Raw genomic sequence first — 24,823 nt, forward strand, 5'->3', positions numbered from 1 at the left:
CCACTTCTTGGGACGCGATCTTGTAGCTCTTTACTTCAGTCAGGTCGCCGCTCCAGCAACCCCAAAGGTAGAAGTGCAAATCAACCGATTTGAAAACGAAAGGTTTTCGTTTTTTATTTCTAATACCGGCAACCTGCCGACAAGTATCAGCGATTTTGATCTGAGTCTAAACTTGGTGCAAGGGGGCGGCACGCATCAGGCGAAAGTAGGGTTTACCATTTCACCTATCCAACTGGAACCAGGTGAGAGCCAATTTCTTGAAATTGAGTATTCAAGTTTTGTGCCTCGCCACACTCAGTGGGCAACGTCCGGCGATCTTGACGAACCATTCACCTTGAGCTTTCTCTACGGAGCAGCGGCTTTGGGTAGCAATCTGCATTGTCAGGTTGATGTGTACTATACTTCGCGGAGGTACTTTCCCTCCAATCTTGAAGGATCAATTGGGTCGGTAAATGGGGCGTGTTCTTCCGCGATGAAATGGTATGCGGAACACGTTGGGCCACTTAGTGCGGACGTGACGTCCGAATGAACTTCGCGAAGCCTTGCAGATCAAACCCCAACGTTCGAGCTGCTGTTCGATAAGTGTCCAGAAAATGCCCGGTAAGGGTCGGATGCGACGGACGCCTCCGCGCTGCAAGTGTGAAGTCTCTCAAAAACAACATGGTCAGTTAGGCCTCAAAGCCGCCCTTCTTCTCACCCCCCTTCCCTTTCCGGCCCACCACGATAGCTTAAGGCCCGATACGGAAAGGACCCCATATGCCCGATCAATATTTCGCCGAAGGCCCGGAAGATTTCCCCCCGCTCGAGGAGGTGCTTTCGATGTCGGGGCTCGACTACATCCGCAAGATGGTGTCGGGCGAGGTTCCCTCCCCCACCGTTCAGAAGCTGATGGCCTACCGCATCTCCGAAGTCGAGGAAGGTCGCGTCACCTGTCGCGGCACGCCCGGCCATCCGCAGACCAATGGCTATGGCGGCATTCATGGCGGCTGGTATGCGATGATGCTCGACACGGTGATGACCTGCGCGGTGATCACCGGGCTGAAAAAGGGACAGACCCAGACCACGCTCGAATTCAAGGTCAACCTGATCCGCGCGATCAAGCCCGGCACCGAGGTGATCGGCGTGGGCCAGCTCGACCATATCGGGCGTTCAACCGGCGTCGCGCGGGGTGAGATCCGGGGCGCCGAGGATGGGCGTCTTTACGCCACCGGCACCGCCACCTGTTTCGTCATGACGCCCGAGCTCTGAGTCGCGCGCAAGACGCCGGATCTCGGGGCGCAGGATGCGCGGCCGAAACAGCGCCCGGGAGCGTTCGGGCAGCGTGACGCTGTCATGCAGCCCTTCGCTCGGATCGCGCCCCACCACGCGCGGCGCGCGCAGCCAGAACAGCTTGGCCCAACCGCCCCATGTCCCGACCGAGGGCGCGCCCGGATCGCGCGGAAACTCCTGTTGCCACCCCGGCGGCAAGGCAAGCCCGAGCGTCTCGGCCTTCTCCAGCATCCACACCAGCGGGATATTCGCCAAGGGCCGCGCATCCCCGAAATGACCGAGCTGTCCGCCGATATCGCCATGCGCCCCGCGAAACCAGCACTGCTCGATCCGCGTAGCCCCCGTGCCCTCGCTGTCCCAGACCATCGGTTCGAGAACCGAACGCGTCTCGTCAAGCGCCAGCGCCTGGTAGCCGTGATTCACGCTTTGCCCGAGTTGATGGTCGTGAAAGCGCACCTGCGCCTCGCGCACCAGCCAGAAAAATGGCAGACGCACGCCCAAAGCCTGCACGGTATCAAATACGCCCACCATCTCGATCGGCACGCGCTCGTGACACAGGCTGTGTCGGAACCCCGTCATGATCGGTGCGGGCGTCTCGCCTTCGTAATGGCGCCAGGCGAGCCGCGTGTTGCGCTCGATCGCGTGTTCGGGCCGCAACAGCCCCACCCGCTCGATCATCCCCGCGAGCGAGCGCGCGGCGAAAGCGCCGCGCGAATAACCGATCAGGAAGACCCGGTCGCCAGGTCGATAGCGCATCGCGAGCCAGCCATAGGCGCGCTCGATCTGCTTGTTCACACCAAAGCCGAACCAGACATCCGAGACATCGTGCCACTCACGCCATTGCAGACCGCGCCCGTAATAGACCGAGACCTTGGGTGCCGCACGGCGCAGGAACCGATAGATCAGCCCGATCGAGGTCAGCCGGTCGGCGCGCAGCGATCCCATCGTGCCGTCGAGCAGCACCACATGATCGAGCGGCCCGCGCCCATGCGCCACCTGCCGCGCCTCGGCCCGCTCGGGGCTGCGGCGACGGAATGTCGAGATCAGACGCTCGAACAACCCGCGCATCGGCCGACCTCCTCGGATAAGCAGACCTTATCTTGCCGAGTGTAGAATAAGTTTCGGTTATTTGCATCCGGGACCCGCGCGCCCTTCATCGCGGCGCGCGGGTCCCGGCTCAGATTGCGAGGCTGAGCGCGGTCACCACTTCAAGCTGGCCGAAGCCGTTGAAGCGGGTGTTGGTCGCGCTCGAATAAGCGCCCATGCCGCGAAAGACCAGGAAATCGCCCTCCGCCATGTCCATCGGCAGGCTCAACTCGCCCGGCAGCCGGTCGACCGAGTCGCAGGTCGGCCCGAAGACGATGCGCGGCTGCCCCGCCTCCGAGCGGATCTCGCCTTCGGGGGAGATCGTCGCGACACGGTCGATATTGCCGATCAGCGGCAGCTCGGCGAGACCGCCATAGACACCATCGTTCAAAAACACATGCGCGTCGTCGCGCAGCGCCTTGATCCGGGTGACATGCACGAAGGCGTCACCGACGAGGCCACGGCCCGGCTCGCAGACCAGCGCAGGGCGCGCGTCGCCAAACGCCTCACCCGCGACGCGGTCGATCAGCGCGAAGATCTCCTCGAGCACGGGCGCCGGCCCCTGCATGCGATGGTTCGGGAAGCCGCCCCCGACATTGAGCCGCGCGATCTCGACGCCCGCATTGCGCGCGATCTCGGCCGCAGCGCGAATATAAGCGTCCCAAGCCATCGGATCGGTGCATTGCGTGCCCGGATGGAAGGTCAGCGAGGGGATGAAGCCCGCCGCCGCCGCCCGCGAGAGCAGCACCGAGGCCAACTCGGCCGTCGCGCCGAACTTGGCCCCGAAATTGTAGGCCGCGCCGGAAACGGGGAGTTTGAAGCGCACCGAGATTTCGCAGCCTTCGGCAGGCACCATCTCGATCAGCTTGTCGAGCTCCGAGATCGAATCGACTGACCAGGTCTTCACACCCTGCGCCACGGCGAAAGCGATCTCGTCACGTCCGCGCACCGGATTGTGGTAATGCAGCGCCGCTGCGGGAGCGATCTTTCGGATCATCGCGATCTCGGCAGGCGAGGCCACGTCGAAGCCGCGAATACCGGCGGCGACGAGGTTCTCGATCACCATCTCGTCAGGGTTCGATTTGACCGCATAGGTCACGAGGCCCGGAAAACCGCGCAGAAAGCGGCGCGCCGTGGCTTGAAGCACGGTCGGCGCGAAGACCAGCACCGGATGAACGGGCTGCTTGGCACGGATGACTTCAACGGGGTTCGCCCAGATCGTTTTCGACAGTCCCACAGGCTTTCTCCTTCGCCGATGAGTGCAGCCACCTCTTGCCCCTTTCGCGGGTTGGGAGAGCGCTTACGCGTTTCAACCAGTCCGCAGGCAAGGTACGTATGAGCCGCCCTTTTCCTGTCTTTCGATGTTCCGCGATATGGGGCACATTTTCACCAGACGAAAGTACAAAAATGATGCGAATTATCGTTATAATGACGAAATTACCGGTCAATTTATAAGGTACGGCATGGACGAACTTGATCAGAAGATCCTCGGGCTGCTCTCGGGCGATGCACGGATGTCACTCGCGACCATGGCCCGGCGTCTGCGGATCGCGCGCTCGACGGTGCAGGCGCGGCTCGAGCGGCTGGAGACCGGCGGCGTGATCGCGGGCTACACGGTAAAACTCGGGGAGGCGGCCAAGGCCGGACGGCTGCGTGCCACCGCTCTTCTCGAGATCGACCTGCGCGTTCAACCCGCGATCCTGCAGAAGCTGCGCAGTCTGCCCGAGATCGAGCGCATCGTTACCACCTCGGGCCGCGTGGACCTCCTGCTCCAGATCGCGGCAAATTCGACGCAGCAACTCGATGCCGTACTGGACGTGATTGGAGAGATCCCCGGCGTCCAGAATTCGGAAAGCTTCATTCACCTCACCACGAAGCTCGACCGCGCGGTGTGAGGCCGCACATGCGGGCAAAGGGAGAGAAGACGGAGCGCCTCCCTTGTGGGGTGTGTCGGGAAAAGAGGGGGCGCTGCCCCGTCGCCGGGCGGCGACAATTGACAGGAGAAAGGGGGCGCTGTCCCCGCCTCCTGCGGAGGCTCCCCCGGGATATTTCATGCAGTTGGAGGACAAGACGCCCGGTTCGCAGCTCCGGATCGAGGCCGGCCAGGCGCTTTCAGCTACGCGGTCATCGGCGTCCCGCCTGTACCCGCGAGGGTGATTTCGCCCGATTCTGCTTTACGAATTCCCCCCCTCAACCGCGTCCAATATCCCGGGGTGTATGGCCGGAAGGCCAGAGAGGGCAGCGCCCCTTGCCTGACCCGCAATTTCGCGAAGGGTTTTCCTCGCGCACGCGGCGGGCTAAACAGCGCTCAAGCCGAGCCAAGGATACCTGACATGACGATGGACAAGACTTTCGATGCCGCGAGCGCCGAGCCGCGGATCTACGCGAAATGGGAAGAGAGCGGAGCCTTCAAAGCCGGGGCCAATGCCTCGCGCGATGAGACCTTCTGCGTGATGATCCCGCCGCCGAACGTCACGGGCGCGCTGCATGTGGGCCACGCCTTCAACAACACCGTGCAGGATATCCTCGTGCGCTGGCACCGGATGCGCGGGTTCGACACGCTCTGGCAGCCGGGTCAGGACCATGCGGGCATCGCGACCCAGCTCATGGTGGAAAAGGAACTGGCCAAGACCGGTCAGCCCAAGCGCACCGAGCTGGGCCGCGAGAAATTCCTTGAGAAGGTCTGGGAATGGAAAGGGCAATACGGCTCGACCATCATCAACCAGCTTAAGCGTCTGGGCTCGAGCTGCGACTGGTCGCGCAACGCCTTCACCATGTCGGGTGCGCCCGGTGCGCCGGAAGGCAACGAGGGCAATTTCCATGACGCGGTGATCAAGGTCTTCGTGGACATGTACGAAAAGGGTCTGATCTATCGCGGCAAGCGACTGGTGAACTGGGACCCCCATTTCGAGACCGCGATTTCCGACCTCGAGGTGGAGAATATCGAGGTCGCCGGCCACATGTGGCACTTCAAATACCCGCTGGCCGGGGGCGAGACCTACACCTATGTCGAGAAGGACGAGGACGGGAACGTGATCCTCGAGGAGGAGCGCGATTACATCTCGATCGCCACCACCCGCCCCGAGACGATGCTCGGCGATGGCGCGGTGGCGGTGCATCCGTCCGACGCGCGTTACGCGCCGATCGTGGGCAAGCTCTGCGAAATCCCGGTGGGGCCGAAAGAGCATCGCCGCCTGATCCCGATCATCACCGACATGTATCCCGACCCGACGTTCGGCTCGGGCGCGGTGAAGATCACCGGCGCGCATGACTTCAACGACTACATGGTCGCCAAACGCAACGGCATCCCGATGTATCGCCTGATGGACACCAAGGGCGCGATGCGCGCCGACGGGCTGTCCTATGAGGACTGCGCAACGCGTGCGATGGAGATCTCGAAAGGCGCCGAGTTCACCGAGGCCGAGATCGACGCGCTCAACCTCGTGCCCGAGGAACTGCGCGGGCTCGACCGGTTCGAGGCGCGCAAAGCTGTCATCGACCAGATCACCGAGGAAGGTCTGGCGGTGATGATTACGAAAACCGTCACCGACGAAGACGGCAACGAGACCGAAACGCTCGTGCCTTACGTCGAGGACAAGCCGATCATGCAGCCCTTCGGCGACCGCTCGAAGGTGGTGATCGAGCCGATGCTGACCGACCAGTGGTTCGTCGATGCCGAGAAGATCGTGGGCAAGGCGCTCGACGCGGTGCGCAATGGCGATACCGTCATCATGCCCGAGGCCGGCGAGAAGACCTATTACCACTGGCTTGAGAATATCGAACCGTGGTGCATCTCGCGCCAGCTCTGGTGGGGCCACCAGATCCCGGTCTGGTATGGTCTGGACCTCGAGGCGTCGGATTACCGCGACGACGAGAATGACGGCGCGATCGACCTTGTCGAGATGGGCCGGCTGCTCGTCGAGACGAAGATGGTGCATCTTGACGACCGCTATCACTGCGCACCCGATTTCGAGGGCGTCGTGGGCTATTTTAAGGGCGCGAATGCGGGCCTGCCGACGCCGCTGAATGCGGCGCGGATCGTCGAGGTGGAAGACCGCCACAAGGCGATCGAAGTGCTTGCGGCAAGCCTCGCGCAATACGAGATCGACCAGGACCCGACCAAGCTGATCTACCCGGTCTGGCGCGATGCGGATGTGCTCGACACGTGGTTCAGCTCGGGCCTCTGGCCGATCGGCACGCTCGGCTGGCCCGAGGATACCGAGGAGATGCGCAAGTATTTCCCGACCGATGTGCTCGTGACCGGGTTCGACATCCTGTTCTTCTGGGTCGCGCGGATGATGATGATGCAGCTCGCGGTGATGGATCAGGTGCCCTTCCACACCGTCTACCTGCATCAGCTCGTGCGTGACGAGAAGGGCAAGAAGATGTCGAAGACCGCGGGCAACGTGATCGACCCGCTGACGATCATCGACGAATACGGCGCGGATGCGCTGCGCTTCACCAATGCGGCGATGGCGGCGCTTGGCGGCGTGCTGAAACTGTCCGAGGAGCGCATCAAGGGCTACCGCAACTTCGGCACGAAGATCTGGAACGCCACGCGCTTTGCCGAGATGAACGGCGTCTTCGAAGGCCCCGTCGTGACCGAGATCCCGCAGCCCAGCCATACCGTGAACCGCTGGATCATCGGCGAGACCGCGAAAGTCCGCGAACTGGTGGACGAGGCCTTCGCCGCCTACCGCTTCAACGACGCAGCACTCGGGCTTTACGGCTTCGTCTGGGGCAAGGTCTGCGACTGGTATGTGGAATTCGCGAAACCGCTGTTCGATGGCGAGCATGCGGAGGAAACGCGGGCCACGATGCGTTGGGTGCTCGATCAGTGCTACACGCTCTTGCACCCGATCATGCCCTTCATCACCGAAGAGCTGTGGGAGCTGACCGCGCCGCAGGGCGACCGCGCGAAGATGCTCATCCATGCCGATTGGCCGAGCTACGCGGCGGCCGATCTGGTGGATGAGGCCGCCGATCGCGAGATGAACTGGGTGATCGAGCTGATCGAGGCGATCCGCTCGTCGCGCACGCAGATGGGCGTGCCGGTGGGTCTGAAACTGCCGATGGTTCTGGCCGAGGCCGATGACGCGGCCCGCGCGGCGCTCGCCAATAACGAGGCGCTGATCTTCCGCATCGCGCGCGTCGACAGCATCACCGAGGCGCCGATCCCGAAAGGGGCGATCTCGATCCCGGCGCAGGGCGCGCTGTTCGGGCTGCCGCTCGAAGGGGTGATCGACATCGGCAAGGAAAAGGCGCGTCTGGAGAAGGCTCTGGGCAAGATGGAGAAGGATATCGGCGGCATGAAGGGTCGTCTGAACAATCCCAAATTCATCGCCAATGCCGATCCCGAGGTGGTCGAGGAAACCCGCGACAACCTCGCCCGCGCCGAGGAAGAGGCAGAGAAGGTCCGTCAGGCCGTGGCGCGTCTGGCCGAGCTGGGCTGAAGATCCGGCGCGGCCCGAACAGTGCTTAGGGCCGCGCCCGACCCTTGGGTGGGCGCTTCAGGACATATGTGGTCATCGCTTTATCTCGAAAGCCAGCGAGTCACCCGTGCGCTCGCCGACATCGCCAATGCGCCCTCCCGGGGGGAGGGTCGGGCGCGGCCCGGGGCTGGTCGCCCCGCGCCATGAGCTGATCGGAGACCTTACTCCGACGCTTCCTTCATCGTGAAAGCCACGCCCGAGGCCACAACGCAAATCCCCGCGTAAACCGCGAGCACGATCGCTGGCCCCGCCAACGCAAGCGCCGAACTGGCCGCACCGAAGGCCAGCAGCATCACGCCCACTGTCGTATTCGACACCGCCGTATAGGCTGCGCGATTGTCCTTGGGCGCCATATCCACGAGATAGGTCGAGCGCCCCAGCCGCACGCCCTGATAGCCGATCATCAGCCCGAACAGCGCCAGCGGCGAGGCCCAGATCGTGCCCATCAACCCGAACCAGCCCAGCATCACGGCCAGCACCAGAAATGCCGCCGCGACAAGCCCGGTGAAGATCAGCACCTTGCGCGAGGACCGGTCCGCGAGCCGCCCCCAGATGTACGAACTCACCAGCGAGGCCAGCGCCGAAGCCAGCACCATCGCACCCAGAGCTCCAAACCGGTTATCGCCCGCCTGCGCCGCAAGCAGCACGATATAGGGCGGGGCCAGAGCGGTCGGCAGCAGCAGCGTGCGCGCGATGACGAACTTGCCCAGATCGCGATCCTCCCAGAGCAGGCGCAGCTCGCGCAGACCGATGCTGTCCTGCGCCTCGCCGGGCTGATCTTCCTCGCGCAGGGTCGAGAAGGTCACCGCTGCCACGACCCAAAGCACGGCGGCCAGAGAAATCGCCCCGATCACGAGGCTCATCCGTTCGATCGACCCGCTCATCAGGATCAGCGCGAACAGAATCACGCCTGCCGCCGAAACGGTCGTCGCGATCCCCGTGGAAGTGCCGCGCCGGGTGCGGTCCACCGTCTTGCCCAGCACGTCCTTGTAGCTCACCGATGACACCGAGCGCGCCACCGCGAGCACGGCCAGCGCCGCGAGGATCGCAAGCCCCGCCGCCATCCCCTGCAAGGTAAGGGCTGCAATGACGATGGCCGCCGCCGCAAGTCCCTGGAACAGACTGCCCGCCGCCCAGGCCCATTTGCGCTCGGGCATCTTGCGGATATGCGGCGCGGAGAAAAGTTGCGGCAGGAGCGAGCCCGCTTCGCGCACCGGCACGAGCCAGCTGACCAGCGCCGCTGGTGCGCCCACCGCCTGCATCAGCCAGCTCAGCACGAGTTTCGGGTCAATCAGCCCATCGGCAAGCTTGGTCATCGTCAGCGAAGCGACATGGCGCAGGAAATTGGCGGGCTCGTGACTGGCAGCTTCCTCGCTCAGTTCTTTGGGTTTGCCCCCGTCCGCCCCGGTCAGGGTCTGGAACAGGTTGGTCGCGAGGGAGGTGTCGCTGGCGCTCATCGGCTGGCTCTCCGGGTCTTTGTCAGATGACAGGTTACGGGGAATTAAGTGTCTCGCCCAGCACGCGGTTCCACGCGGCCCCTTGCCGCATCCCGGCTTTGCGCTTACGCCTGTTGCCATGACCGGACCGCGTTACACCAAACTGATCGAGAGCCTTCCCGCCACCGTGCCCTTCGTCGGGCCCGAGGAACAGGAGCGCCGTGCCGGCCGCCCTTTCGCGGCGCGGCTGGGCGCCAATGAAAACGGCTTCGGCCCCTCCCCGCGCGCGATCGCGGCGATGGCGGCCGCAGCGGGCGAGGTCTGGAAATACGGCGACTCGACCAGTTTCGAGCTGCGCGCCGCAATTGCCGAGCATCACGGTGTTGCGGTTGAGAATGTGCTGGTGGGCGAAGGGATCGACGGGCTGCTGGGGTATCTCTGCCGTCTGGTGATCGAGCCGGGCGATGCGGTGGTGACCTCGGACGGCGCCTATCCGACCTTCAACTACCATGTCGCGGGCTTTGGCGGCGTGTTGCACAAGGTGCCTTATGTGGCGGACCGCGAAGACCCGCAATCGCTGATCGCGACGGCTGCCGAGACGCAGGCGAAGCTCGTCTATATCGCCAACCCCGACAATCCGATGGGCACGCATCATCCGCGCGAGGCGATCGAGGCGATGATCGAGGCGGTTCCCGAAGGCACACTGATGGTGCTCGACGAGGCTTATGTGGAATTCGCCCCCGAGGGCACCGAGGCGCGCATCGCCGCCGATGATCCGCGCGTGATCCGGATGCGGACCTTCTCGAAGGCGCATGGGATGGCGGGCGCGCGGGTGGGCTATGCCTTGGCAGCCCCCGGACTGATCGCCGCCTTCGACAAGATCCGCAATCATTTCGGCATGTGCCGGATCTCGCAGGAAGGCGCGCTCGCCGCGCTTCAGGACAAGACGTGGCAGGCCTATATGCGGCTGCTCGTCGCGGGGGCGCGCGACCGGATCACGACGATTGCGCAAGAGAACGGGCTCAGCGCCCTGCCCTCGGCCACGAATTTCGTTGCGATCGACAGCGGGCAGGATGGCGAATTCGCCCGCGCGGTGCTGGCGGAACTGGGCGCGCGGGGCATTTTCGTGCGCATGCCCTTCGTCGCGCCGCAAGATCGCTGCATCCGGGTCTCGGTCGGCCCCGACGCCGAGCTTGACGCTTTCGCCGCCGCGCTCCCCGATGCCCTCGCCGCTGCCCGCGCCAAGCTGTCGCGTTGATCGGCGCACCGTTTCCGGGCATCCGGGAGATTGAAACATGCCTCCCAGATGAAGGATTACGAGATGAAACAGTCGCTGCTGATGGAAAAATACCCGGTCTTCGATATGACTCTGCCGAAGACTGAGACCTCTTGCGCGAGCGTTGACGAAATCATCGCCAAGCTGAAGGCCAATATCGACGCCCACCCGAAGGTCGCCTATATCGCCACCTTCGACCATTTCAGCCACACCAAGTCGATCGACGGCACCGTGGCCGAAAACATCTCGGACGCGAAAAATATCGTGTTCTGCTTCGGCGTCGCGCTGCCCAACCCGCATGTGCTGGCGGTGCGTCCGCGCGCGATCGGCGTGGCCGATCTGGGCGACAGCTTCCACCTGACCTTCCTCGAGCCGCCGATGGAAGTGGCCACGAAGGAAATGGAAGCCTGGTGCAAGGCGCTGGCCGACAAGGCCTGAGCCTCACGTCGTTGGGGATGTGGAAACGGGTTTTCAAGCCCCGCCTTCCTACAGCTCCGCGCGACGAGGGCACAAATCCGCCCAAGCGATCAGCGGGAAAGGGCCGGCGCGGTCCTTTCTCGCCTTGAGGTGAGTTGCCCCGACTCACATGTGAGCCCATCTTCTGCCCAACGATCAGGAGCAGAAACCATGAGCCGCAAGACCCGTAACCGCCATATCGCGATGTTGAGCCCGCTGGCCTTTGCACTGGCCTTTGGTGCTTATGCCGGCAGCACCCAGATCGGGCGCGAAACCCGCCTGTCGATCCCCGACGAGGAGATCGCACAGGTCGGAACCGACGAGGCCGAGGAAGTGGGCTGGCTGACCGACTGGCTGGAACGCCACGGTCAGGCCTGAGCCACCCCTTTCGCGATCTCACCCGCGGCGGCGGCGATCCCGCCGCGCCCATGCGGGATATTCAGCGCCTGCATTCCGGCCTCCATGGTGGCGAGAGCACCGAGCGTCATATGGGCGTTCACATGGCCCATATGGGCAACGCGCAGGAAATCGTCGGCCTCGGGCGTACCGGGTTCAGCCATGCCAAGCCCGATCCCGAGCGTCACACCTGCCTCGGTCTCCAGCCATTTGCGCAGCCGTTCCGCGCCGCCGCCGCCGATCCGTGCCGCGGTCACCGAATGGGCGCGAAACTCGGGCTCTGCGATATTGAGCGCCAGATCACCGCCCTGCCCCCAGGTTTCGAAAGCCGCCCAGACCGCGCGGGCCAGCGCCGCATGACGGTTCCAGATATGGGGCAGACCTTCCTCGTCGAGGATCATCTTGAGCGACTCATCAAGCCCGAAGAGGTGATGGGTCGGCGAGGTGCCTCCAAAATACTGATAGACGAATTCCGGGAAGGCCCGCGGGTGCCAGTTCCAGTAAGGCGTGACCATGTTCGAGCTGCGGCTGGCCTCGAGCGCCTTGTCGGAAAACCAGACGAAGCCGAGCCCCGGGGGCACCATCAACCCCTTCTGGCTGGCGGCAACCATCACGTCGACGCCCCAGTCATCCATGCGGAACTCGTCGCAGCCGAGCGAAGCAATGCAATCGACCATCAGAAGCGCCGGGTGGCCTGCCGCATCGATCGCTGCGCGGATCCCGGCCACATCGTTGCGCACAGAGGTCGCGGTGTCGACATGGGTCAGCAGCACCGCTTTGATCTCGTGGCCTTTGTCAGCCCGCAGGGTCTCTTCGACGCGGGCCGGATCGGCGGGGGATTTCAGGCCAAACTCCAGCCGCTCCACCTCGACACCCATCGCGGCGGCATTCAGCGCCCAGATATTGCCGAAACGGCCGGTCACGAGGCTGAGAACCTTGTCGCCGCGCGAGAAGACATTCGCAATCGAGGCCTCCCAGGCGCCGTGCCCATTGGCGATATAGATCGCGACATGGGAGGACGACATCGCCACTCGGCGCAGGTTTGCCGCAACACGCGCGGCGATTTCCTCGATCTCGCCCTCGTAGATATTGGGCGCGGGCTTGTGCATCGCGGCAAGCACGCGATCGGGCATGGTCGAGGGGCCAGGAATGGCGAGGTAGGGGCGACCCTGGGCGAGGCTCATCTGTCTTCTCCATCACGCAGAACGGACCATCGGTAATGCCGCTGCAGCGCGGCGTCAATCGCACCCGAGCTTGCGCGCCGCCCCCCTCTCGCGGTAATCCACACAGCAATCCGCGCCAAACGCGCCCAATATGACGGTTCCCAGTGGCCAAACCCTCCGATCCCTACAGCTCGAAACGCCTTTTCGGCCGGATGTGGCGCGACTATTTGCGCATGCATTGGCCCTGGGTGATCGTGGCCGCCGTGCTGCTGGTCATCGAAGGCTCGACGCTGGGCGCGCTGAGCTGGATGCTCAAGCCGCTCTTCGACAAGGTCTTCGTGCAAGGTGAGAGCGACCTGATCTGGTGGGTCGGGCTCGGTATCTTCATGCTCTTCGTGATCCGCGCGGTCACGTCGGTCGGCTCGCGCGCGGTGATGACCAATGTCGCGCTGCGCACGTCGAGCGACATGCAGGTGGATCTGTTTCGGCACATGCTGCGGCTCGACCAGCATTTCTACCAGAAAAACCCGCCCGGAGCGCTGATCGAACGGGTGCAGGGCGATACGGCGGCGGTGCAGAACGTCTGGAAGATCTTCATCACCGGGACGGGCCGTGACCTGATGGCGCTCGTTTCGCTTTTCGCCGTGGCGGTCTCGATCGACCCGGTCTGGACCCTTGGCGCGCTGATCGGCGCGCCGCTTCTGGTCCTGCCGATCGCGATGGCGCAGCGCTATATCCGACGCAAGACGCGCAAGATGCGCGAGCATTCCTCGGATCGTGCGACCCGGCTCGACGAGGTTTTCCACGGCATCGCGGCCGTCAAACTCAATGGGATCGAGGACTATCAGGCGGGCCGGTTCGAGAGGCTCGTTGACGAAGTGCGCAATGCGCAGATCAAGACAACGATCATCTCCGGCCTCGTGCCCGCGATGATCGACATCATCACCGGGTTGGGCTTTTTCGTCGTTCTGGTGCTGGGCGGGCAGCAGATCATGGCAGGCGAACGCTCGGTCGGCGATTTCATGTCCTTCTTCACCGCGATGGCGCTGACCTTCCAGCCGGTGCGCCGCCTCGCCAACACGGCAGGCTCCTGGCAGACGGCGGCGGCGAGCCTCGAGCGGCTCTATCGGCTGTTCGACACGCAGCCCACGATCACCTCGCCCGCGAAGCCCGCGCCGGTGCCGGCCTCGACCCGGATCGAACTGGCAGACGTTCACCTGCGCTACGGCGACAAGGAAGTGCTGCGCGGGCTGAGTTTCACTGCCGAGCCGGGCCAGACCACCGCGCTTGTCGGCCCTTCGGGTGCTGGCAAGACCACCGTTTTCAACCTTCTGACCCGGATGGTCGATCCCGATAGCGGCCGCGTCACTCTGGGGGGCACGCCGCTCGCCGACCTCGATCTCGTGCAACTGCGCCGCCAGTTCTCGACCGTTTCGCAAGATGCCGCGCTCTTCGACGAGACGATCCGCGAAAACGTCCTGCTCGGACGCGGCGATGTCGCCGCCGAGGCCCTGCGCGAGGCGCTCGAAGCCGCGCATGTGACCGAATTCACCGATCTGATGAGCGACGGGATCGAGACCGCCTCGGGCCCGCGCGGTTCGGCGCTCTCGGGCGGCCAGCGACAGCGCGTCGCCATCGCCCGCGCGGTGCTGCGCAATGCTCCGATCCTCTTGCTAGACGAGGCCACCTCCGCGCTCGACACCGTCTCGGAGGCGAAAGTGGCCGAGGCTCTGGCCGAGCTCAGCCAAGGCCGCACGACGCTGGTCATCGCACACCGCCTTTCGACCGTGCGCAACGCCGACAAGATCGTCGTCGTGGTCGAAGGTCAGGTCGTCGAGCAAGGCACGCATGACGATCTGGTCGCCAAGGATGGCGTTTACGCCGGGCTGTGCCGGATGCAGCTTCTCGACTGAGGCTGACATTCGCGCCTGCACGCCCTACATGGGGCGAGAAAGGAGTTTCTCATGGGCGAGCGCATCCTCTACGAGATCACCGGCAGCGACCGGGAGCACTTCCTGCAGGGGCTGATCAGCAACGATACCCGCAAGCTGAAGGACGGGCTCGTCTATGCCGCGCTGCTGACGCCGCAGGGCAAGTATCTGGCCGATTTCTTCCTGCTCGCGCGGGGCGATGCGATCGTGATCGACCTCGATGAGAGCATCGCGGATTCCACGATCAAGCGCCTGTCGATGTACAAACTGCGCGCCGATGTGCAGATCGCGCCTTCGACGCTCAAGGTCTATCGTGGCACGGGCCCCGCACCCGAAGGCGCCCTGGCCGATCCGCGTCACCCCGATCTCGGCTGGCGGCTGTATGGCGAACGCGCGGGCGATGACGGCAGCGACTGGGATGCGATCCGCGTCGCGCATTGCATCCCCGAAACCGGGATCGAGCTGACCCCCGACACCTATATCCTCGAAGCCGGGTTCGAGCGGCTGAACGGCGTCGACTTCCGCAAGGGATGCTATGTCGGGCAAGAAGTCACGGCGCGGATGAAGCACAAGACCGAGCTGCGAAAAGGCTTCGTTACGGTGGGTGTGTCCGGCCCTGCGGAGCGCGGCGCGGAGATCATGGCCGATGGGCGTCGCGTAGGTCAGCTCTTCACCCGGGCAGGCGAGCACGCGATCGCCTATCTGCGCCTCGACCGTGCCGAGGGCGCGTTGCAAGCGGGCGAGGCAGAGATCACTTATTTATGACCGCTGTCGCCAGGGCACGAATAAGAATTTCGGAAAGTGCAAGAGGCTGGAAAACGGATGTTTCCAATGCGTGTTTGCAAGGAAACGGTTTTGCCCCCGTCCGTGCGCGCTTCGCCGCATAAATTTCGCAAGCCGCGATAGCGCCATAATTTCTGTATAACTTTCAGTACGTTGTTAAGGAACCCGTCCTCGAGGCGGTGTCGAACAGCGCGCCTGGTCCCCTTGAAAAACAGGGATTTCTGCCTATCTGCCCAAGACTTGACGGGGGCTGCTGAAAGATATGCAGTGAATGGCGGGGGTGATATGCGCTCAGTGCATGCCTGCCATGTGCTGTGAGCCATATCGAATCGGGGCTGAACCGCTCTAGATGGCCTCCACGCCAGGAAACGCAAGAGCAATAAAAAGGACGGAAGAATGCGCGATTTCGTTGACGGCTCGGCCTTCAACTATGAACAGGGTCAACGGGCCCGCAAACTCTTCGCCGCGGTGGTGCTGGCTGCTCTGGACGATGCGATTGCTGACGACAAGAAATACGGCAATGGCCCCGAACAGATCGCGCGTTGGGCGCGGTCGCGTGACGGGCGTGAAGTGCTGTCCTGCGCTGGGATCGATCCCAATGAGCGCGTGGTGAAAGGTCTGATGGAATTCGTCGCCAAGGGCGTGCGTACCTCTGTCGCGCTGTCGCGCGAAGAGAGCGAGCGTCGTCTGGCTGCGGCGGACGAGCACGAGGCCGAAGCGGCCTGAGCCGGAGGCTCCGGAGAGATCCGGAGTCCGGTATGAAAAACGGCGCGTCCCGAGAGGGTCGCGCCGTTTTCAATATCTGCCCCCCTCTTCGCCATGGGCAAAGCGAGGCCTTCCCGTCTGTGCTAATCAGTCGAGATCGCGGCTCATCAGGGCGCGTTGCACCTCGCGCCGGATCAGCTTGCGCAGGTTGCGCGTAATCCGGGACCCAAGCGCGCCTTGCAACTCTTCGCGCAGCATCGCGGAGACGAGCTGGCGCAACTGCCCCTCGTCGAGCGACATAGCTGCGGGATGCAGAGGGGCCTCCGGCTCATCCGCGATCTCGGCCAGTTCCGCTTCGAGCGCCTCGAGATCGGGTTCGTCCTGATCCTCGGCCATCGAGTCGCGCAAATCCTCGTAGCTCGATGCGCGTAGCTCGGGTTCAGGCGCACGGGCCTCGGCATCGCTCAGGTGCAAGCGGCGCGGGGGGGCGGCTTCATGAGGCCAGCGATCCTCCCATTCCAGGCTCGGAGTGCTTGCATCCTCGGTCGCGACCGACGCGACGTCTTGCGGCTCCTCGGGCATCTGCGCCCAATCAGCATCCATCAGATCCGGGTCGACCCCCGCCTCAGACTCGACAGGTTCCGGCGCGTTCTCGTCGAGCTCAGCCGCTGTCTCCGCCGCGTCCGAGGACAGGATGAGGGGCGGCAACTCCACGGAAGCGGCATCCGGAGCCTGCGCGAAGGCCACATCAGCGTCAGACAGGTCGTCGACCGGCGTGCCCATCGCGGCGTCTTCGATCAGGGCATCTTCCGCCCCGCCAAGGGCCGCAGCATCGAATTCTTCGGGCAGATCGGTCAGCGGAGGCACACCCACCAGCTCGAAGCGGTCGCCCTGCTCGGGTTCATAGTCGATCCCGTCACGCGAAACCTCCGCCTCGAGATGGGCGAGCGTGTCTTCCAGTCGCGCCAACTCTTCGCCAAGGGATTCCTGCGCCAGATCCTCTTTGGTGGGCCAAGCGTCGTCGGCATCGTCGAAATCGGGTTCGAAATTCTGCGGCGCACGACGGGCGTCGGACAATGCCGGCGCCGCGATTTCCTCGGCCTCGGGCGTATCCAGAGACACCTCGGGCGCCTCCTCCGCCTCGGGGTTTTCCGAGACGAGCTGCGCCGGGGTCAGAACCAGTGGTTCGGGAGGCTGCGGCCGGCGCGGGGCCGGATAGCTTTCGGCCTGACGCGGGCTGTCCTGCGACACAAGTCGCCGAATCGATGCCAGCACATCTTCAATCTCAGGTCGGGTTCCGGTTTCAGCCATGATGCGCCCATCCTGATGCGAGCTTGCCCGCCTGTCCAGTCATCTGATCCCTCGGGATCACGTTGATTTCAGAGGAAAGTTGCGCGCCGAAGCGAAGCGGCGCCGGGGCAGGCGCAAATGCCTGCCCCGATCGCGCGATGCGATCAGTTCTCACCCATCGCCTTGAGCACGCGGTCGAGCCGCTTGCCCTGCGGGCTGAGCGTAAGGGGCGCATTGCGCACCGAATTGTAATAGGCCGCCGGATCATAGGTCGGGATCCCAAGCTTCAGGTTGTCCACCGTCAGAAGACCCATAGCGGACAGAAGTTGATAATATGCTACCTGAAGCGTGGCCGCCGCGTCGATCCGGCCCGCCTGCGCGTCGAGCAGATCCTGCTCGGCCGAAAGCACATCGAGGGTGGTGCGCGCGCCCAGAAGCGCCTCTTCCTTCACACCCTGATAGGCGGTGCGCGCGGCCTGAATCTGCTGGTCATAGGCCGAGATCTGCGCCTGCGCGATATCGATGGCCGCCCAGGCATTCGCGACGCCCTGCGAGATCGTCACGCCCGCCTGGCTGAGCTGCGCGCGCGCAGACTGGTCATTCGCGATTGCCTTGCGCTGTGCGGACAGCAACGCGCCGCCGGAATAGAGGGTCTGGCTCATCTCGATCGAGGCCGAACGCGAGGTGGTTCCCATCTCGCCTTGAACGAGCCCGACCGTTCCCGAGAGCGTCGGCATGCGGTTCGCCTTCGCATAGGTCACCGCGAGATCGTAGACGGAGACCGTGTGCTGAAGCTGCTTCACGCTCGGATGGTTGCGAAGCGCGATATCACGGGCCGCATCGAGAGACTTCGGCAGCGCCGGAGTTTTCGGGAAGGCTGCAAGCGTTCCCGGATAATGACCCGTCGCGGCTTTGTAGGCCTCGCGTGCCGCGCGCAGGTTGCCCTGGGCCGAAGCGAGCGAAGCGCGTGCCGACGCAAGCTGCGCCTGTGCGAGCGACACGTCGGTCTTGGTCACTTCCCCAACCTCGAAACGGTCGTTCGAAGCCTTCAGTTCCTCACCCAACACGCGCACCGAGTTCTGGTTGATCGCAACCTGCTCGGAGGCCGATTTCACATCCGAGTAAGCCTGGATTGCGGAAAGCAGCACGCTTTGCTCGACCGAGCGCAGCGCCTCGCGGGTGGCCAGCACGGTCTCTTTCTTCATTTCGACATTGATCTTGGTGCGACCGAAATCGAACAGCGTCATCGAAGCGCCAAGCGTCGACGTCGCCGCGCGGCTCGTCGCCGGATTGCCGGTGATGCTCGATTTGTTGGTATGCTGAACGGTGTAATCGGTGGTCCATTGCAGGACCGGCCGCAAACTCGCGACCGCCTGGGCGACATCTTCGTCGGCGGCCCGCAGCGCGGCGCGGTTCTGTTCGAGAAGGTTCGAATTCTTGTAGGCCGAGACCAGCGCGTCAGCCAGCGTCTCGGCGCTCACCGCATAGGGCGCCATCGCCGTCACCGCGGCCAGAACGGTCAATTTCAAAGTCTTGCGCAACATGCCTCTGCCCTCATTCCTGTATCGCCGCGCACGCCAAAGGAGACCGGCGCGGGGCCCGGGATTTTTCGATTGTTACAGTCAATGCCCGCAGTTTCAATTGCGGCATTATGTGTAGCCGGATGGATGTGCCCTTCACAGCACGAATTCGCGCTGCACGGCAAAGCCGGGCAGCAGTGGCGCGGTGCCATTGAACATGTCGCGCCAGTTGATCACGCCGTCGATCTTGTAGCCGATCCGCGCGGTGCCGAGCACACCCTCCATGAAGATCGCCGCGATCCGGCCACCTTCCTTAAGCTGATCGGCGATCGCCTGCGGCACGGCCTCAACCCCGCCTTCGAGGATGATCGCATCATAGGGACCGTGCTTGGCGGCACCTTCGGCCAGCGTCCCGGAAACGACGGCAACGTTATCCGCCCCCGCCTGCGCCAGCGCGGCTTCGGCCTGTCCGGCAAAATCTTCCTCTTCAAGCGCCACGACCGCCTCGGCCATCTGCGCGATCACCGCCGCCGAATAGCCAAGCCCCACGCCGATATCGAGCACGAGGTCATCGGGCTGGATGTCGAGGCCGTCGAGCATCTTCGCAAAGTTGCGCGGCTCGAGCACGACACGGCCCGGCGCCAGCTCGACATTCTCGCCAATATAGGCCGCTTCGCGCTTCGTGGCCGGCACGAAATCCTCGCGCGGCACATGCAGCATCGCCGCAATGATCGGGAATTTGGTCACGTCGTTGGGGCGGACCTGCGTGTCGACCATCATGGTACGGCGCGTGGCGAAATCTTGCATGTCGTGAACTCTTCGGTGTGAAACCCTTGCGCGCGGTTTTGCCACAACTGCCCCTAAGGGGCAAGAACGCCCTGCAACTTAGCCCGCCCCCGCGCCGATCAAGAGCCTCTTCCGGAACGCACAGACGGAAATCCGGGCGATGCCTGCCCCGCAACTCCCCTCTTGCGCGCCCGCCCCCGATACCGTATCTGACGCCAACACCACGGATGGCGAGTTGGCGGAGTGGTGACGCAGCGGATTGCAAATCCGTGTACACCGGTTCGATTCCGGTACTCGCCTCCAACGTTTTCAAGCCCTTATGCCATGCGCACGTCCCTTGGCATTCGAGTGCTGAAACCGGTGCTGAAACTTTCACGTTTTCGTCCCGCCCTGTTCCATCCGATTCCGAGCGGCTCGAGCTTTCATTGCCAGCGTTCGCTGGCGGATCATTTCTCAACGCTTCTCAAGCGTCGCCACCCCTGAGTGGCCCGTGACGGGCTTCACTATCTCCTCTGTGCAACCCGCAAGAGGGCGCTCGATGGTCGCGTTCTTGCGCAGACCATGCGTGACGGAGGTCTGTGCCGCAGATGCTCCACGCGGGCTTTGTTCCTTCTGCGATCATCCGGCAGCCCCCTACACGTTTCGGGGGCACGCGTTCAATTTCGACCATTCCCGGTGGCATCCGGAACAGTCGCAGGATTGCATCGACGATCTCGCCCCCCCCTCAGGCGCCCGAAACTCTCCCCCTCCACCGTCGCTCTCGCCGCAACCGGAAGGTTCGGGATATGAGCCTTGGGCCTAGGCTGAAAATTCGTCGGCTGCGTCGAGGCGACGATGCGGCGTCATTAGATCGGCTCGGCGCGCCCGAACCTGACGGCGTCCAGCATGCCAAAGATAAAGAGCGAGACTGACAATGACGATCGCTCCGCCAACCAGCATGGAAGGCGTCGGGGCCACGCCGGTTCCGACCCAAATCCAGATCGGGCCAAGCACGGTTTCGAGAAGCAACAGCAGGCTCACATTCGATGGATGCGTGTAGCGGGATGAAAGCGAGAGCGAGAAGAACGACACTGGGAGCACCAGCCCGCCAGCGAGGGCGATTGCCCAAACGTGTCCTTCAGTCATCGCGCTCGTTCCCGTCCAGGCAAGACCTGCGAGACCCGCCAGTGTCGCCCCAGCGCCGACCAATAAAAGGATCGGCAAATCCGCATTGGCTCGGATGGTGACGAAGCTGAGCGCCAGACAGATCGCGACGCCCAGACCGATTGCGGCGCCCAGCAGCGGACTACCGGAGGTCTGCGCGGGATCTGTCCCGAAAACTGCAATGCCGATCCCGAACAATACGACTGCGGTCGTGACCCAAGTCGTCCAATGCGCCCGTTCGCCCAGAAACATCCAAGACAACAGTGCAGCAAAGATCGGCACGGTCGCCACGCTGAACAAAACAACCGAGACCGGCGCAACCGCGATGCCGAATGCGAAAAGCGACGCGTTGCAAGCTTGACAAAGCAGGACGACGAGCCCCGCCCAACAGACAGTGACGCGCAGGTCTTTGTGCAGTTGCTGTCGCCGGAAAATCAGCCAGGCCAGCAGCATCGCCGAGCCCATCAGGAGCCCACGCCAAGCCATCATCTGTGGGCCGGTCATCTCCGACCACCGCATCAGCAGCGTGTCAGGCGAGATCGCCAGCGCCCCGAAAAGGGCAAGGAAGATACCGAACCTGGGGTTGCTTGTCATTTTCCATTCCAGCGGCGAGGACGTGCCCAAGCCTTACCGGTCCGCTGGCTTCATTCCAAGCTTCGCTGAAGCATCAAGGAGCCCCGAAACGTGCAGGGCGGCGTCTCGCCGCTTCCGGCCCGTTGCGGGCCTCGGCCTGGAACGCCGCGAAAGCCGGCTTGGAAAGCCAGCACGCCTTGTGGACGTCTGTAAAAGGATTTCCAGGTGTGTCCCCTCCACACAGCATGCGCCACTGCCCGAGAGGGCCTTGGTTCTGGCCGAGCAGGAAGCGTGACCGCGACACCGGCCGAGGTATAAGACCGTCTTCGGATGGATCGTGCCCTTGGCTCAAAGTCCCAAGGTCTTGCAACGGCGAGTGGGTGCGAATTCCGGGCAAAGGCACGGCGCTCGCGCGCGCCCAGACTCCGATGCTGGCCAGACCCTCTCGCGATGCAGGTATCGCGGGAGGGTCTGGCCCTAGGGTCAATCCGGGGCTTTCACGAGGATTTTGACCTGCGACTTCTCGGCGACGAGCGCATCGAAGCCTTGGTCGACAATCTCGTCGAGAGAGATCCGCTTGGTCACCAGTTTCTCGGCGCTGAAATAGCCCTGAACCATCAGCTCCATCACCGCCGGATAGACGTTGCGATAGGCAATCGTGCCTTGAAGCTGGCGTTCTTTGAGCACCGCAGTGTTCGGGTTGAAGCTGGCATCGCCCTCCCAGATCGAGACGATCAGCGTCTGACCTTCGTGTCGGGTGCTGTCGATGCATTGCGGCAGAACGCGCGGAACGCCTGTCACCTCGAAAGCGACATGCACGCCGCCGGTGGCGGCGCGGATCGCGGTCACGGGATCATTGGCCATCGGGTCGATCACCGAAGTCGCGCCCAGTTCGAGCGCCTTCGCGCGTCGCTCGGGCGAGGGTTTGACCACATGAATCTGCGCAGCCCCGGCCACGCGCAGCGCCTCGACCACCAGAAGACCGATCGGCCCCGCACCGAAGACCGCCGCCATGTCCCCTGCCTTGAGCGTGGACATGCGCACGGCATGGAGCGCCACGGCCGCGGGTTCGACCAGCGCACCCTGCTCCATCGACAGATCATCGGGCATCTTGTGCACCATCCGCGCGGGCACCACCGAGGTTGCGGCGAACCCGCCATGCCCACCCGAGAGGCCGACGAAGCCGAGACTGTCACAGAGGTTGTATTTGCCTTCATGGCAGGCCGGGCAGCTCCCGCAGGCGAAGATCGGCTCGATCGCGACGCGGTCTCCGATGGCAAGTCCGCTCACGCCGTCGCCCAGTCGCGCGACCGTCCCGCAATATTCATGGCCCATCGTGATCGGCGCCTTGTCATGGCTCAGCGGGTGATCCTGTTCGACGGGCACGAAGATCGGACCGGCGAGGTATTCGTGCAGGTCGGACCCGCAGATCCCGGTCCAGGCGACCTTGATCGCAACCTCTCCGGGGCCGGGTTCGGGGGTGTCGATGTCCTCGACGCGGATATCCTTCACTCCGTGCCAGCGTGCGGCTTTCATGGCTGTCTCCTTTGATGTTCGGAAAGCGCCCCGGCCGCGCGGGCCGGGGCGTTCGGATGCAAAGCGCGATCACGAGAGGTGATGGACTTCCTGCAGCCCGTAGACCGGGGTCTCCAGCCCCTCCATACGCGCCTTCAGCTGCAGCGCGAGATAGAGCGAGTAGTGACGAGACTGGTGCAGGTTCCCGCCCATGAACCACAGGTGCTCCTGCTGCGTGGGCTTCCACATGTTGCGCTGCTCGCCTTCCCACGGGCCGGGGTCTTTCGTGGTATCCGAGCCGAGCCCCCAGACCTTGCCGACCTTGTCCGCGACCTCCTGAGAGATCAGATCCGCCGCCCAGCCGTTCATCGAGCCATAGCCCGTGGCAAAGACCACCAGATCGGCGGGCAGGCGCGTGCCGTCCGACAGCACCACGGCGTCTGCCTCGAAGTGGTCGACCTGACCCTTGGCGAGCTTGACCTCGCCGTCGATGATCAGCTGGCTCGCGCCCACGTCGATGTAATAGCCCGAGCCGCGGCGCAGGTATTTCATGAACAGGCCCGAGCCGTCATCGCCCCAGTCCAGATCGAAGCCCGCCTGTTCCAGCCCCTTGTAGAACTCCGCATCGCGTTCGCGCATCTGGTCATACAGCGGGATCTGGAACTCGTGCATGATCTTGTAGGGTAGCGAGGCAAAGATCATGTCCGCCTTCTCGGTGGTCACGCCATTGGCAACCGCTTCCTCGGAATAAAGCGCGCCGAGGCCGATCTCCATCAGGCTGTCCGAGCGCACGATATGGGTCGAGGAACGCTGCACCATCGTGACATCCGCGTCGCCTTCCCAGAGGGCAGCGCAGATGTCATGGGCCGAGTTGTTCGAACCGATAACGACCACTTTCTTGCCCGCCCAATTATCCGGTCCGTCATGCTGCGAGCTGTGCTGAATCGTGCCCTTGAAGGTCTCCATCCCGGGGAAATTCGGCATGTTCGGCTTGCCCGACATGCCGGTGGCCAGCACGAGTTGCGTGGGCTCCAGCGTCACCTTTTCGCCGTCGCGATTGACCTCGACGGTCCACTTGCCGGACGCCTCGTCATAGCTGGCATGGGTCACCTCGGACCGCGTCCAGTAATTGATCTCCATGACCTTCGTATACATCTCGAGCCAGTCGCCGACCTTGTCCTTGGGCGTGAAGACCGGCCAGTTGTCGGGGAACTTGATGTAGGGCAGGTGGTCGTACCAGATCGGGTCGTGCAGGCAGAGCGACTTGTAGCGCGAGCGCCATTGGTCGCCGGGGCGGTCATGCTTGTCCAGCACGATCGCGGGCACGCCGAGCTGACGCAGTCGCGCACCGAGCGCGATCCCGCCCTGTCCGCCGCCGACGATCACGACATAGGGTTGCGTGCCGTAGCCCAGATCCGCTTCTTCGGCCTCGCGGCGCTCCTTCCACGAACTGCGGTTCTTGCGCGCCCCGTGTTCGGCGCCCATCGGACGGCGGGTGCCGCGGTTTTCTTCGAACCCTTTGAGTTCCTGAAGCGCGGTCAGAAGCGTCCAGATGCGCCCGTCGCGGATCCGCATCAGGCCCCAGCCCCGCCCGGTCTTCGTCTCGAAGGTGACCCATGCGGTGATCACGCCGCCCTCCTCGGCGGGGATCTCGCCCGTTTGAATCTCGAACTTGCCGGGTCGTGTGTGATCGAGCTGGCTGCGCAGCAGGTCGGCCACGCCCTCGGGTCCCTCGACCGTCTTCAGGTTCCAGCTGACTGCGACGAGGTCGCGCCAATAGCTGTCGGTGGCAAACAGGTTCGCCGCACGGTCAATGTCGCCGCTCGCCAGCGCATCGTTCAGGCTGTCGAGCATATCCTGGGTCTGGGTGGTTACAGTTGTATCAAGCATCGCGTCTCCTCCTCTGCGCGTATCTCTAGAAGGAGTATCGGCACCCGATGGCGGCCCGATCTACGGTCCTCGCGGGGATGTCAGCCTGAAAAATGCCCGCCGCAGTGCGGCAT

At 63.8% G+C, this 24,823-nt stretch carries 20 protein-coding genes and 1 tRNA gene; 11 read left to right on the forward strand and 10 right to left on the reverse strand.

Features of this window, described 5'->3' with window-relative positions; translation table 11 throughout:
- Positions 1 to 529, forward strand: a 529-nt coding sequence (locus TP2_RS18775; RefSeq protein ID WP_169739554.1) for a hypothetical protein, incomplete at its 5' end; no start/stop codon positions are given.
- 227 nt (positions 530 to 756) lie between these two features.
- Positions 757 to 1,248 carry a PaaI family thioesterase gene (locus tag TP2_RS16715; protein ID WP_038079875.1) on the forward strand — a complete coding sequence of 164 codons (492 nt, stop codon included), beginning with the start codon at positions 757 to 759 and terminating at the stop codon, positions 1,246 to 1,248.
- Here TP2_RS16715 and TP2_RS16720 read toward each other — a convergent pair.
- Together TP2_RS16720 and TP2_RS16725 are read right to left on the reverse strand one after the other, a co-directional pair.
- Positions 1,150 to 2,337, reverse strand: coding sequence for a DUF2235 domain-containing protein (locus tag TP2_RS16720; RefSeq protein WP_084714430.1), 1,188 nt, complete (start codon positions 2,335 to 2,337; stop codon positions 1,150 to 1,152). The genes TP2_RS16715 and TP2_RS16720 overlap by 99 nt on opposite strands.
- 109 nt (positions 2,338 to 2,446) lie before the next feature.
- A complete protein-coding gene (locus TP2_RS16725) occupies positions 2,447 to 3,592 on the reverse strand; it encodes a type III PLP-dependent enzyme (RefSeq protein WP_038079877.1) in 1,146 nt (381 codons plus the stop codon).
- A 226-nt stretch (positions 3,593 to 3,818) separates the two neighbouring features.
- Between TP2_RS16725 and TP2_RS16730 the strand changes: the two genes are divergently transcribed.
- Positions 3,819 to 4,250: an Lrp/AsnC family transcriptional regulator gene (locus TP2_RS16730; protein ID WP_038079880.1), complete on the forward strand. Its 432-nt coding sequence runs from the start codon at positions 3,819 to 3,821 to the stop codon at positions 4,248 to 4,250.
- A 438-nt stretch (positions 4,251 to 4,688) separates the two neighbouring features.
- Entirely contained in the window at positions 4,689 to 7,808 is a 3,120-nt protein-coding gene (locus tag TP2_RS16735; protein WP_038079881.1) for a valine--tRNA ligase, read from the forward strand.
- Positions 7,809 to 8,008: 200 nt separating this feature from the next.
- Here TP2_RS16735 and TP2_RS16740 read toward each other — a convergent pair whose 3' ends face one another.
- Positions 8,009 to 9,304: an MFS transporter gene (locus tag TP2_RS16740; protein ID WP_038079882.1), complete on the reverse strand. Its 1,296-nt coding sequence runs from the start codon at positions 9,302 to 9,304 to the stop codon at positions 8,009 to 8,011.
- A gap of 118 nt (positions 9,305 to 9,422) precedes the next feature.
- On the opposite strand from TP2_RS16740, the gene TP2_RS16745 reads away from it, so the two are divergent.
- From TP2_RS16745 to TP2_RS16755, 3 genes are all read left to right on the forward strand, one after another.
- Complete coding sequence (locus tag TP2_RS16745; RefSeq protein WP_038079883.1) at positions 9,423 to 10,541, forward strand: pyridoxal phosphate-dependent aminotransferase; 1,119 nt, start codon at positions 9,423 to 9,425, stop codon at positions 10,539 to 10,541.
- A 63-nt stretch (positions 10,542 to 10,604) separates the two neighbouring features.
- Positions 10,605 to 10,997 (forward strand): DUF6858 family protein, encoded by a 393-nt coding sequence (locus TP2_RS16750; protein WP_038080028.1) that lies wholly within the window; start codon positions 10,605 to 10,607, stop codon positions 10,995 to 10,997.
- A gap of 189 nt (positions 10,998 to 11,186) precedes the next feature.
- Complete coding sequence (locus TP2_RS16755; RefSeq protein WP_038079884.1) at positions 11,187 to 11,393, forward strand: hypothetical protein; 207 nt, start codon at positions 11,187 to 11,189, stop codon at positions 11,391 to 11,393.
- On the opposite strand, the gene TP2_RS16760 is transcribed toward TP2_RS16755, so the two are convergent.
- Positions 11,384 to 12,595 (reverse strand): pyridoxal-phosphate-dependent aminotransferase family protein, encoded by a 1,212-nt coding sequence (locus TP2_RS16760; protein ID WP_038079888.1) that lies wholly within the window; start codon positions 12,593 to 12,595, stop codon positions 11,384 to 11,386. The two genes, TP2_RS16755 and TP2_RS16760, sit on opposite strands and share 10 nt — an antisense overlap.
- 191 nt (positions 12,596 to 12,786) lie before the next feature.
- Here TP2_RS16760 and TP2_RS16765 point away from each other — a divergent pair, with 191 nt between their 5' ends.
- The 3 genes from TP2_RS16765 to TP2_RS16775 all read left to right on the forward strand — a co-directional run bounded on the left by TP2_RS16765 (position 12,787) and on the right by TP2_RS16775 (position 16,014).
- Entirely contained in the window at positions 12,787 to 14,487 is a 1,701-nt protein-coding gene (locus tag TP2_RS16765; protein ID WP_051692815.1) for an ABC transporter ATP-binding protein, read from the forward strand.
- A gap of 51 nt (positions 14,488 to 14,538) precedes the next feature.
- Positions 14,539 to 15,270: a CAF17-like 4Fe-4S cluster assembly/insertion protein YgfZ gene (gene ygfZ / locus TP2_RS16770; RefSeq protein ID WP_038079893.1), complete on the forward strand. Its 732-nt coding sequence runs from the start codon at positions 14,539 to 14,541 to the stop codon at positions 15,268 to 15,270.
- A gap of 414 nt (positions 15,271 to 15,684) precedes the next feature.
- Positions 15,685 to 16,014, forward strand: a complete 330-nt coding sequence (locus TP2_RS16775; RefSeq protein ID WP_038079895.1) for a DUF6280 family protein — start codon at positions 15,685 to 15,687, stop codon at positions 16,012 to 16,014.
- 126 nt (positions 16,015 to 16,140) lie between these two features.
- On the opposite strand, the gene TP2_RS16780 is transcribed toward TP2_RS16775, so the two are convergent.
- The 3 genes from TP2_RS16780 to TP2_RS16790 all read right to left on the reverse strand — a co-directional run bounded on the left by TP2_RS16780 (position 16,141) and on the right by TP2_RS16790 (position 19,610).
- Complete coding sequence (locus TP2_RS16780; RefSeq protein WP_038079898.1) at positions 16,141 to 17,304, reverse strand: hypothetical protein; 1,164 nt, start codon at positions 17,302 to 17,304, stop codon at positions 16,141 to 16,143.
- Between the two features lie 143 nt (positions 17,305 to 17,447).
- Complete coding sequence (locus TP2_RS16785) at positions 17,448 to 18,827, reverse strand: TolC family outer membrane protein (RefSeq protein ID WP_038079899.1); 1,380 nt, start codon at positions 18,825 to 18,827, stop codon at positions 17,448 to 17,450.
- A 132-nt stretch (positions 18,828 to 18,959) separates the two neighbouring features.
- Positions 18,960 to 19,610: a protein-L-isoaspartate O-methyltransferase family protein gene (locus tag TP2_RS16790; RefSeq protein ID WP_038079900.1), complete on the reverse strand. Its 651-nt coding sequence runs from the start codon at positions 19,608 to 19,610 to the stop codon at positions 18,960 to 18,962.
- Positions 19,611 to 19,818: 208 nt separating this feature from the next.
- Between TP2_RS16790 and TP2_RS16795 the strand changes: the two genes are divergently transcribed.
- Positions 19,819 to 19,892: transfer RNA gene (locus TP2_RS16795), tRNA-Cys, on the forward strand.
- Between the two features lie 495 nt (positions 19,893 to 20,387).
- On the opposite strand, the gene TP2_RS16800 is transcribed toward TP2_RS16795, so the two are convergent.
- From TP2_RS16800 to TP2_RS16810, 3 genes are all read right to left on the reverse strand, one after another.
- Positions 20,388 to 21,326: a DMT family transporter gene (locus TP2_RS16800; RefSeq protein ID WP_051692816.1), complete on the reverse strand. Its 939-nt coding sequence runs from the start codon at positions 21,324 to 21,326 to the stop codon at positions 20,388 to 20,390.
- Between the two features lie 462 nt (positions 21,327 to 21,788).
- On the reverse strand, positions 21,789 to 22,841 hold the full coding sequence (locus TP2_RS16805) for a 2,3-butanediol dehydrogenase (RefSeq protein ID WP_038079901.1): 1,053 nt from the start codon (positions 22,839 to 22,841) through the stop codon (positions 21,789 to 21,791).
- 69 nt (positions 22,842 to 22,910) lie between these two features.
- Positions 22,911 to 24,710 (reverse strand): NAD(P)/FAD-dependent oxidoreductase, encoded by a 1,800-nt coding sequence (locus TP2_RS16810; protein ID WP_038079902.1) that lies wholly within the window; start codon positions 24,708 to 24,710, stop codon positions 22,911 to 22,913.
- Positions 24,711 to 24,823 lie beyond the last annotated feature (113 nt).

It is taken from the genome of Thioclava pacifica DSM 10166, from assembly GCF_000714535.1.
Lineage (GTDB): Bacteria > Pseudomonadota > Alphaproteobacteria > Rhodobacterales > Rhodobacteraceae > Thioclava > Thioclava pacifica.